12 protein-coding genes are annotated in these 9532 nt (G+C 67.6%); 5 read left to right on the top strand and 7 right to left on the bottom strand.

The window, feature by feature from the left end; all coding sequences use genetic code 11:
• Positions 1-156 precede the first annotated feature (156 nt).
• Together BEMPMBAN_RS29655 and BEMPMBAN_RS29650 are read right to left on the bottom strand one after the other, a co-directional pair.
• Positions 157-1290: a nitronate monooxygenase gene (locus BEMPMBAN_RS29655; protein WP_159235042.1), complete on the bottom strand. Its 1134-nt coding sequence runs from the start codon at positions 1288-1290 to the stop codon at positions 157-159.
• Positions 1291-1343: 53 nt separating this feature from the next.
• The gene (locus BEMPMBAN_RS29650) at positions 1344-2108 is read right to left on the bottom strand and encodes an HAD family hydrolase (RefSeq protein WP_159235041.1); all 765 of its coding nucleotides are present in this window, start codon (positions 2106-2108) and stop codon (positions 1344-1346) included.
• 242 nt (positions 2109-2350) lie between these two features.
• Between BEMPMBAN_RS29650 and BEMPMBAN_RS29645 the strand changes: the two genes are divergently transcribed.
• A complete protein-coding gene (locus BEMPMBAN_RS29645) occupies positions 2351-2746 on the top strand; it encodes an STAS domain-containing protein (RefSeq protein ID WP_159235040.1) in 396 nt (131 codons plus the stop codon).
• Between the two features lie 45 nt (positions 2747-2791).
• Positions 2792-3247 (top strand): ATP-binding protein, encoded by a 456-nt coding sequence (locus BEMPMBAN_RS29640; RefSeq protein WP_159235039.1) that lies wholly within the window; start codon positions 2792-2794, stop codon positions 3245-3247.
• Between the two features lie 3 nt (positions 3248-3250).
• Here BEMPMBAN_RS29640 and BEMPMBAN_RS29635 read toward each other — a convergent pair whose 3' ends face one another.
• Positions 3251-4339, bottom strand: coding sequence for an NAD(P)H-dependent amine dehydrogenase family protein (locus tag BEMPMBAN_RS29635; RefSeq protein ID WP_159235038.1), 1089 nt, complete (start codon positions 4337-4339; stop codon positions 3251-3253).
• A gap of 79 nt (positions 4340-4418) precedes the next feature.
• On the opposite strand from BEMPMBAN_RS29635, the gene BEMPMBAN_RS29630 reads away from it, so the two are divergent.
• The 3 genes from BEMPMBAN_RS29630 to BEMPMBAN_RS29620 are packed head-to-tail and all read left to right on the top strand — an operon-like array spanning position 4419 to position 6750.
• On the top strand, positions 4419-5165 hold the full coding sequence (locus tag BEMPMBAN_RS29630; protein WP_159235037.1) for a glucose 1-dehydrogenase: 747 nt from the start codon (positions 4419-4421) through the stop codon (positions 5163-5165).
• A gap of 54 nt (positions 5166-5219) precedes the next feature.
• Positions 5220-6497: a competence/damage-inducible protein A gene (locus BEMPMBAN_RS29625; protein ID WP_159235036.1), complete on the top strand. Its 1278-nt coding sequence runs from the start codon at positions 5220-5222 to the stop codon at positions 6495-6497.
• A 28-nt stretch (positions 6498-6525) separates the two neighbouring features.
• On the top strand, positions 6526-6750 hold the full coding sequence (locus BEMPMBAN_RS29620) for a hypothetical protein (protein WP_159235035.1): 225 nt from the start codon (positions 6526-6528) through the stop codon (positions 6748-6750).
• A gap of 10 nt (positions 6751-6760) precedes the next feature.
• Here the strand turns inward: BEMPMBAN_RS29620 and BEMPMBAN_RS29615 are convergent, their stop codons facing one another.
• The 4 genes from BEMPMBAN_RS29615 to yaaA all read right to left on the bottom strand — a co-directional run bounded on the left by BEMPMBAN_RS29615 (position 6761) and on the right by yaaA (position 9402).
• Positions 6761-7681 carry an alpha/beta fold hydrolase gene (locus BEMPMBAN_RS29615; RefSeq protein WP_159235034.1) on the bottom strand — a complete coding sequence of 307 codons (921 nt, stop codon included), beginning with the start codon at positions 7679-7681 and terminating at the stop codon, positions 6761-6763.
• A 217-nt stretch (positions 7682-7898) separates the two neighbouring features.
• Positions 7899-8258: a hypothetical protein gene (locus BEMPMBAN_RS29610; protein WP_425295021.1), complete on the bottom strand. Its 360-nt coding sequence runs from the start codon at positions 8256-8258 to the stop codon at positions 7899-7901.
• A gap of 5 nt (positions 8259-8263) precedes the next feature.
• Positions 8264-8515 (bottom strand): hypothetical protein, encoded by a 252-nt coding sequence (locus BEMPMBAN_RS29605; protein ID WP_159235033.1) that lies wholly within the window; start codon positions 8513-8515, stop codon positions 8264-8266.
• 140 nt (positions 8516-8655) lie between these two features.
• Positions 8656-9402: a peroxide stress protein YaaA gene (gene yaaA, locus BEMPMBAN_RS29600; RefSeq protein ID WP_159235032.1), complete on the bottom strand. Its 747-nt coding sequence runs from the start codon at positions 9400-9402 to the stop codon at positions 8656-8658.
• Positions 9403-9532 lie beyond the last annotated feature (130 nt).

The following is a 9532-nucleotide window of genomic DNA, read 5'->3' as shown; positions in this document are numbered from 1 at the left end:
CCAGCCGTAACTACCAACCCGGCGACAAAACCACCCGCACCTATCGCAACCGCAAGCCCCAGCCGGCACCATAAGTGTCAGCGATGTCCCGAGACATAAGTGTCAACGATGTCCCGAGACACCACATCAACGCCAGCGTGACCAACTACGCCGAAATCACACGCTGGCGGCCTCGTTGAGTTCGTTGAGCGTGTTGGTCGCCTCGAGGTACTCCTGCACCCAACGCTCGATGACGGTCGAGGTCTTCTCGACCTTGCTGAACTGACCGACGACCTGGCCGACGGGATTGAACGCGACGTCGACGGTCTCGTTGGGGTACTTGTGCGTCGCAGCGACCGCCAGACCGGAAACCATGAACTGCAACGGCATTCCGAGCGGCTTCGGGTTGTCCGGGTTCTCCCATGCCTCGGTCCAGTCGTTTTTCAGCATCCGGGCCGGCTTGCCGGTGAACGAGCGGCTGCGGACGGTGTCGCGGCTGCCGGCCTTGACGTAGGCCGCCTGCTGCACCGGGGTGTTCTCGGCTTCCTCGACCATCAGCCACTGCGAACCGGTCCACGCGCCCTGCGCGCCCAGCGCCAGCGCCGCGGCGATCTGCTGACCGCTGCCGATGCCACCCGCGGCCAGCACCGGCACCGGTGCGACCTCCTTGACGACCTGGGGCCACAGCACGATCGAGCCGACCTCGCCGCTGTGCCCGCCGGCTTCGCCGCCCTGGGCGATGATGATGTCGACACCCGCGTCGGCGTGCTTGCGCGCCTGGCTGGGCGATCCGCACAACGCGGCGACCTTGCGACCCTCGGCGTGGATGTGCTCGATCATGTCCTTCGGCGGGGTGCCGAGCGCATTGGCGATCAGGGTCATCTTCGGATGCTTGAGCGCGACCTCGACCTGCGGCGTCGCGGTGGCCTCGGTCCAGCCGAGCAGCTGCAGGGTGCTCTCGTTGTCCTCGGCGGTGAGCGGAACACCGTGGTCTGTCAGGATCTTCTTCGCGAAGTCGAGGTGTTCCTGCGGAACCATGTCCTGCAGCATCTTCGACAGTTCGTCGGCGGACAGGTTCGCGTCCATGCCCTCGTATTTGTTGGGGATCACGATGTCGACGCCATAGTGGTGATCGCCGATGTGCTCATCGATCCAGTTCAGTTCGATCTCGAGCTGCTCGGGGCTGAACCCCACCGCGCCGAGGACACCGAAGCCTCCGGCCTTGCTCACCGCGACCACCACGTCACGGCAGTGGGTGAAGGCGAAGATGGGGAACTCGATGCCGAGCTGATCGCACAGGGGAGTATGCATAGTTCGCTCCTGGTGGGCCGATAGGCACGTTCACGACAAAACTGAAACGTGTTCTACTTTAGTACACCACGGCGGCCACCGAGAATGCCCCTGCCCGTCGGTGACATCCGAAGGACCGGCCAGCCCTTCTCGGCGGCCGTGGCGGCCAGGCCGCGGCGGGGGTTCACCGGGCGGGGATGTCCGACCAGCGCCATCAGCGCGGCGTCCTCGTCCCCGTCCGCGTAGAAGTAACTGCGGTCCAGGTCGACGGCGCTGGTCGCGCAGAACTCCTGAACCGCTGCGGCCTTCTGTCTGCCCCAGATGACGGGTGCGGTGATGCGGCCGGTCAGCCGCCCGGCGTCGTCGACGTCGAAGTGATTGCACAGCACGTGGTCGATCTCGAGATACCGGGCGACGGGTTCGGCGTGGATGGTCAGCGCCGAGGAACTGAGCACCACGGTGTGCCCCTGCCGTTGGTGGGCCAGCACGATCCGGCGCATCGCCGGGTACACCCGGGACCGGACGCGCTCGCCGAACAAGCGTTGCCCGACGTCGTCGAGGTCCGCGAGCGACTCCCCGTGCAGATAGCCGGCGGCCCGCACGAGCAGGCGCTCGAAGTGCATCCGACCGAACCGGTAGCGCATGGACGCCTCGATCACGCCCAGCACCTCGCCGATTCGCGCCTGACGACGGCGAATGCGGTCGCCGGCATGTGCGGTCGCGGTGAATCCGTCGACCAGGGTGCCGTCGAGGTCGAAGAACGCGCCGACCTGCGGACCCGGCGGACCGGCTTCGATCTGCGCGACGGGATCCACCCGGTTCGGGGCCTCAGCGGTCAAGCTCCGCTCCTCGTCCAGAATGGCTTGCGGTCACGCGCTGTCAAGCGCCGTCACGGGCGGTTACGCAGGGTAGACACACCATGGTACGGGCGTTGTCGGCAGTGCTGGTTTAATCTGTGGCCGGATCGGAGCAGACGATCACGGTAGTTTGGTCTTGCCGGGTTCAGGATGCAGCCTGCGCGAGCGGCACTGATCAGTGCTCTCGCAGTATGCGTGGAGCGGCCTGACATGGAGGGTGAACCTTGGACGAGCAATCAACCGAAGACACAACCGGTACTTTCGGAGCGACGTCTTCGTCGAACTGTGTCGTGACCGAGCGATGGGTCAACCGCGTCGCCGTCGTCTCGGTCTCCGGCGTTGTCGACATGCTCACCTCGCCTCAGCTGGAGACAGCGATCGACGGCGCCCTCGGGCAGCAGCCGGCGGGTGTGGTAATCGACCTCACCGAGGTCGAGTTCCTCGCATCCGCGGGAATGGGTGTGCTGGTCGCGGCACACGACAAGGCAGGCTCGGAGGTGTCCTTCAGCGTCGTCGCCGATGGTCCGGCCACCAGCCGGCCCCTCAAATTGGTGGGCATCGCCGACATCGTCAGCCTGTTTCCGAACCTCGATGAAGCCCTTGCAGCGCATCAGACCTAGAAAAGCCGCGTAGGAACGTGATTTCCGGGGTAGCCACCGACTGCCATGATCGATTCCATGCCGCCGACTGAGGTAGCCAACTCAGAGCGTTTCCAGCGGTTCGGGCTGGATGCTGACGCCCAGGCGGTGTCCCGGACTCGTCAGGAATTCGCGGAATGGCTGCAACGCTTCTTCGATCTGGACGCCGTCCGGTGCAGCGATCTGGTGCTGGCCATCAACGAAGCCCTGACCAACGCCGCGGAGTTCGCCTACCGGCTGGCCGACAACCCCGGCACCATGGACATCCAGGCCAGCTACCACCCCGCCGCACAGAAGCTGTCGGTGGAGATCTGTGACCGCGGTACGTGGCGCCCCCGGCAGACAGACCCGGCGCCGCGGACCCGAGGCCGCGGGATCCCGTTGATGGAGACGCTGTCCGATCACGCGGTGATCGACACCTCCGCGGACGGCACCCGGGTCCGGCTCGAATGGAACGCGATCGCTCGCCGCGACGGTCGCTGACGATCACAGCCGCCGGTAGACACCCTTACCGGTCACCAGGGGCAGATCGAGCGTGGTCCGAATACCGGGGCTCGAGGCGACGACGTCGGGGATGGCATTGACGATCCGGCCGGCCGCGGCCAAGATCGCCGCGTAGTTGTGGTCACCGTTGCGGCTGGTCGGCGCGATGTCCATGACATATGACGGCTCTCCGGTGATCTCCACCCGGTAGGACCCGCCCTCCTGGGCCGGCTGGGCCCAGTCCGGCCGCAGATCCCCGCGCAGCCGCGTCACATGTTCGACGACGATCACCGGGGCGCCGTCGGTGACACCCTCGATCTGAAAGCGCACCGCGGCCACAGTGCCCTTCTTGATGGTGCCGACGGCGACGTCGAAGTCCTCCGGTGCGGGTTCCTGCTCGACGGAGTCCCTGATCTCATCCAATTCCACACCCAGGCCTGCGGCGAGCTGACGGATCCCCACGCCCCACGCCGAGCTCAGCATCCCGGGCTGATACAGAAACGGCAGGTCACCGACCTCCTGTGCAACAGGCTTGCCGAACCCCATCACGTCGAACATCACCGTGGCGCCGTCGTAGGTGGCGTAGTCGGCGATCTCCATGGTGCGGATCTGCTGGATGCTCTGGCAGGTGCCCGCCAGCGCGAGCGGCAGAAGGTCCGTGACGAACCCGGGATCCACACCGGTGATGAACAGGCTCGCATTGCCTTGTCGCGCTGCGGCTTCAACGCGCTCGATGGTCCGGTCGGGGATGACGCCCCACGGGTACTCGAGGAAGCCGGGCGACGAACCGACGACGTTGATTCCCGCCTCGAGGAGGCCGCGGACGTCAGCCAGCGCTTCGCGGGGACGCACGTCTCCCATCGCGCAGTAGACGGCACAGTCGGGGGCGGCCGCGATGATCGCATCCATGTCGTTGACGGCGCTCACGCCGGTCGTCACGTCGAGGTGCGCCAGTTCGCCGGCATCCTTGCCGATCTTGGCCTGTGCAGACACCCACACTCCGGTCAGGTCGAAGCGGCCGTCCTCGATGAGCTGGCGCAGCGCCAGGCTGCCGCAGTTGCCGGTACCGATGAGCGCCACACGAATACCCATGGCGAGCAGTATGCGTGCTGAATTCGGAAATTGAAACAGGTTCTAGTTTCCCCGCGGCCGTGCGGTAATCTGTCGCCCCATGGGACGCGTGGACGGAAAAGTGGCACTCATCAGCGGTGGGGCGCAGGGGATGGGCGCCGAGGACGCCCGGGCGCTGGTCGCTGAAGGCGCCAAAGTGGTCATCGGCGACATCCTCGACGACAAGGGCAAGGCAGTCGCCGACGAGATCAACGCCACTACACCGGATTCCGCGCGCTATGTGCACCTCGACGTCACCCAGGCCGACGAGTGGGAGTCGGCGGTCGCCACCGCGGTCAGCGAGTTCGGCAAGCTCAACGTCCTGGTCAACAACGCGGGCACGGTCGCGCTCGGCCTGATCGGGCAGTTCGACATGGCGAAGTGGCAGAAGGTCATCGACGTCAACCTCACCGGCACGTTCCTCGGCATGCAGGCCTCGGTGGAGGCGATGAAGGCCGCCGGCGGGGGCTCGATCATCAACGTGTCCTCGATCGAGGGGCTGCGCGGCGCCATCATGGTGCACCCGTATGTGGCGTCCAAGTGGGCGGTGCGCGGGCTGACCAAGTCCGCGGCGCTGGAGCTGGGTGCGCACCAGATCCGCGTCAACTCCATCCACCCCGGGTTCATCCGGACTCCGATGACCAAGCACTTCCCCGACAACATGCTGCGCATCCCGCTGGGCCGTCCGGGGCAGCCCGAAGAGGTCGCCACCTTCGTGGTGTTTCTGGCCAGCGACGAGTCGCGGTACTCGACCGGCGCCGAGTTCGTCATGGACGGCGGCCTGGTCAACGACGTCCCCCACAAGTAGGCGCTCGCAGGTCGAGACGTCCGGCGCCTCGCGCCATGCGTAGTGTCGTCTTCCGTGAGCGCACGGGCCGGAATCGTGGTGACGGGGACCGAGGTCCTCACCGGACGCGTCCAGGACCGTAACGGACCCTGGCTCGCCGACCGGCTTCTGGAGTTGGGCGTGGAGCTGCGCCACATCACGCTGTGTGGCGACCGGCCCGCCGACATCGAGGCACAGCTGCGGTTCCTCGCCGACCAGGGCGTGGATCTCATCATCACCAGCGGCGGGCTCGGCCCCACCGCAGATGACATGACGGTGGAGGTCGTTGCCCGCTTCTGTGGGCTGGACCTGGCGCTCGACGAGGCTCTCGACGCCCGCATCGGTGAGATCGTCACGTCGTTGATGAAACGACAGACCGGCAGCCAGATCGTCGATGCCGAAGCCGTGCGCGCCGCCAACCGCAAACAGGCGCTGGTGCCCGCCGGCGCGGTCGTCCTGGACCCGGTGGGCACCGCGCCCGGTGTGGTGATCGCGGGCACGCCGACCGTGGTGGTGCTGCCCGGGCCGCCGCGGGAGCTCCAGCCGATGTGGCAGGCCGCCGTTGCCACCGATGCCGTTCAGACCGCGATCGCCGGCCGCACGCAGTACCAGCAACAGACGGTACGGATGTTCGGGCTGCCCGAATCCGGGCTGGCCGACACGCTGCGTGACGCCGAACGGGCCGTCCCGGGTTTCGACCGATTGGAGATCACCACCTGCCTGCGGCGGGGCGAACTGGAGATCGTCACCCGGTACGAACCCCGGGACGCGGGCGCCTACTCCGATCTGCTGATGGTGCTTCGCGAGCGGCACGCCCGCGAGATCTTCTCCGAGGACGGTGACCTGGTCGACGACCAGGTCGCAGGCCTGCTCGACGGCCGCAGCATCGCCACCGCCGAGTCGTGCACCGCGGGGTTGTTGGCCGCCAGGCTGACCGAACGGCCGGGCTCCTCGGCCTACGTGGCCGGTGGTGTGGTGGTCTACTCGAACGCGGCCAAGGCCGCGATGCTCGGGGTCGATTCCACGCTGATCGAGACGCACGGCGCGGTCTCCGAGCCGGTGGCCGAGGCGATGGTGCGGGGAGCGCTGCAGCGTTTCGGCGCCGACACCGCGGTGGCGATCACCGGAATCGCCGGACCCGGCGGTGGCACCGCGACCAAACCGGTGGGCACGGTGTGCTTTTCAGTGGCGCTGGCCGAGGGCACGTCGCTGACGCGGACGTTGACGCTGCCCGGCAACCGCTCCGATGTCCGGGAACGCTCGACGACGGTCGCGATGCATCTGCTGAGAAGGACGCTGACCGGCAGGGGATAGGGTGGCCCCTGACAAGAAGGGATCATCGATGGTTGACACCGACGACCGGCAGACGATTTCCGCGATCGCCGAGCAGACCGGGTGGAATCACCGTGTCGCCGATCGCAGCGACTACTTCGACAAAGGTGTGGTTCGTGTGCACATCGTGTGGCGCGGCGACGCCGCGATCAGCGGCGGCACGCTCTACCACGACGATTTCCTGCAGACCTACAGCCGGGATCTGCCGACGGTGCGGGGTTGGCTGAAACGTTGACGAGGGTCGGTCACCGACCGGCGTCGTAGACGTCCCACATCTCGTTCATGGTGACCATGATCGCCTCGGCTTCGCCCAGCCCGCCCAGGTGGCTCTCGCCCGGCAGCGTGTAGAGCTCGGCATCCGGCAGCATCGCGACCACGTGCCGACCGTGCGCGTACGGCACGATGTGATCACAGTCGCCGTGCCACCAACGCACCGGCACCTTGACCTCGTCCAGGCGGAAACCCCAGTCGCGGGCGAACACGACGACGTCGGCGAACGGTGCGGAAAGTTGTTTGCGGCTGCCGTTGAGCAGGTCGTCGAGGAACATCGCCTTGAACTCGGGCCTGGCCAGCAGCCGGCGGTCGCCCTCGGGGGAGACGCTGGCATACAGGTACAGCACAGGCTCGGCGACCGGCTTGATGAGGCGGATCAATCCGGCGGCCACCATGCTCAGCGGCGTCCCCGCCTTCTCGAGCAGCGGCGCCGCCGGTATCCCGACGTTGCCCATCAACCCGCCGCCGATACCGTCGGCGCCGCGGGTCGGTGCGACGCCTCCGAGTACGCCGACGGCGACCACCCGTTCGGGCATGGCCGCCGCGCAGCCCAGCGTGTACGGACCACCGCCGGAGAGCCCGATGATCTCCATCTTGTCGACACCGAGGGTGTCGGCGATGGTGCGCAGGTCATCGGCGAAGTCGATGACGGTGGCGTACTCGTGCGGTGTCGACGAACCGATACCCGGGCGGTCGACACCGATCAACCGGATGTGGTTGTCCTCGGCGTAGAGGCGCGCCTCGACAGGGACCTGTCGGCGCGCGCCGGGGGTGCCGTGCAGCCAGAAGATCGCCCGGCCCTGCGGGTCACCGAACTCGGCGAAGCCGATGCGACGGTCGGTGCCGACGGCGACATTGCCCTCGAGCTTGGGACGAGCGATCTCCACAGACATGAGCAAAGTGTCCCACGCGTGCGCCCGGCGCCGATTCGCTACGGCGACAATGAACGTTCCGCCACCCACCCCGGGGGCGTCACCCGGACCACGGTGCCGCCGTCTCCCGCTGCGCGGCCAGCTGTAGCGGTACGGTCTCGTCGCGGGCCATCAGCTGCACCCCGATCGGCAGCGCCCCGGCAACTCGTCGCCGGGGGTTGCTGATCCAGGTGGCCGCTCAGCCGACGGCAGCGCCGTACCCGAGCCCTCCGGCGAATACCGCCAGCGCACACAGCACCAGGGTGCCGACCGCGACCGGCCATCCGGTCCTGCGCAGAGCCAGCAGCACGATGGTCAGCACGATGCCGACCAACCCGATACCGGCCACGGCCAGAAGAGAGGTGAACACGGCGCTCACTGCGCCGTCCACGCTGCACCTCGACGGCGGACAGTGGTCCAGGAACGCCAGCGAGAACAGCCCGAAGAATGCTGCCGCCGCACCCAGCAGCACCGTCAACACCATGGCCACGATGGAGATCGCCAGGTCCACACCCGACCGTGGCCGCATGCCGGGCGGAGGACCGCCGGTGAACACCACCGCCGTCAGGCTTTCGGCGCTTGCGACGCTCCACTGGGCACCGTCCGGCGGTTGCCACGGTCGGTGCGCACTGCCGAGTCGGTGATCAAGAGAGCGATCAAGATATCGGCGGTGGTGATGAACAGACCCCACCAGTACATCCACCGCAGGGTGGGATCGGGCTGCGCAGCGAAGTAGATGAACAGAAAGATCGGCCCGACGATCCCGAACACGAACGTCATCGCCTGGATACGCAGATACAGCCGCAGAGTGGACATCGAACAGCAGTGTCCTGGCCGCAACCGTGCACGTCAACGCTTCGCGTGACTACTCTCGGCGTCCCGGGCGTGGCAGGTGTGTTCATCACCCGGCCCAGCGCCCACTTGACCGACCTTGTCGCTGCTTTCCGAGCCGCAGGTCAGGCAGCCACGAGGACGGTCAAGTGGTCGTCGCGCCGCTGCACCCGCATGCCGGCGCGACGGGCCAGCGCCGCCACCGCCGCCGCGTCCGCCGGCTCCGATCGACTCGTCGACAGCACGCGTGCCAGCCGGCCCTTGTGCGCCTTGTTGAAGTGGCTGACCACAGTGCGGCGCCCGTCGACATGCTCGGCAACCACCTCGACGGTCACCGCACCGGGCACCCTGGCCAGCGCAGCGTAAGAACCCGAGCGCAGGTCGACGACCAACTCATCCTCGGCGATCGCCGCCAGCACCGGTTCGAGCGCCGGTCGCCAACGGGCGGCGAGCGTCGGCCGTCCCGGCAGCCGCGAAGTCGCCGAGAGTCGGTAGGCGGGAATCCGGTCGTCGGCGCGCACCAGGCCGAACAGCGCCGAGGCCACTGCCAGTCGTGACCGCGACCGCGCCGCTGCCGCACTCCGTAGCGAGCCGATGTCCAGGGCGTCGTAGAGCACGCCGGTGTAGCGGTCGATCGCGGGCATCGTCGGAGCCGTGCGCAGGGCCGCGTTGCGGTCGATCTCGGCATCCTGTTTGGCCGAGACACCCAGCGCCCGTCTACTCGCGGCCCGATCAGCGGCCAGCTCTACCAATTCACCGACGAGCTCGGCACGCAGCGGACCCAGCGCGGGCGAACTCAGCGTGTCGAGGGACAGAGCCTGCCCGTCTCCACCGTCTCGTTTCGTCTCCGACGGGGGCAGCAGCACGATCACGGGTCAGACGCTAGCGCGTGCCCAGCAGGGCGCCGACGCCGGTCAGACCGGGGCGCCGGGCGGTGGTGGCGGAACTTCCTCACCCATCAGCACGACGGGCGCCGGCGGCGGCGGGGGTCCCATCGGAGGG

Source organism: Mycolicibacterium austroafricanum, assembly GCF_902705885.1.
GTDB lineage: Bacteria > Actinomycetota > Actinomycetes > Mycobacteriales > Mycobacteriaceae > Mycobacterium > Mycobacterium vanbaalenii_A.
The sequence above is the reverse complement of the archived record's forward strand: the minus strand, read 5'-3'. Positions and strand labels throughout refer to the sequence as shown.

Coding starts and splice junctions, on each gene's coding strand:
- BEMPMBAN_RS29655 (WP_159235042.1), bottom strand. CDS start 1,290: ATGCATACTCCCCTGTGCGATCAGCTCGGCATCGAGTTCCCCATCTTC.
- BEMPMBAN_RS29640 (WP_159235039.1), top strand. CDS start 2,792: ATGATCGATTCCATGCCGCCGACTGAGGTAGCCAACTCAGAGCGTTTC.
- BEMPMBAN_RS29635 (WP_159235038.1), bottom strand. CDS start 4,339: ATGGGTATTCGTGTGGCGCTCATCGGTACCGGCAACTGCGGCAGCCTG.
- BEMPMBAN_RS29630 (WP_159235037.1), top strand. CDS start 4,419: ATGGGACGCGTGGACGGAAAAGTGGCACTCATCAGCGGTGGGGCGCAG.
- BEMPMBAN_RS29620 (WP_159235035.1), top strand. CDS start 6,526: ATGGTTGACACCGACGACCGGCAGACGATTTCCGCGATCGCCGAGCAG.
- BEMPMBAN_RS29615 (WP_159235034.1), bottom strand. CDS start 7,681: ATGTCTGTGGAGATCGCTCGTCCCAAGCTCGAGGGCAATGTCGCCGTC.
- BEMPMBAN_RS29605 (WP_159235033.1), bottom strand. CDS start 8,515: ATGTCCACTCTGCGGCTGTATCTGCGTATCCAGGCGATGACGTTCGTG.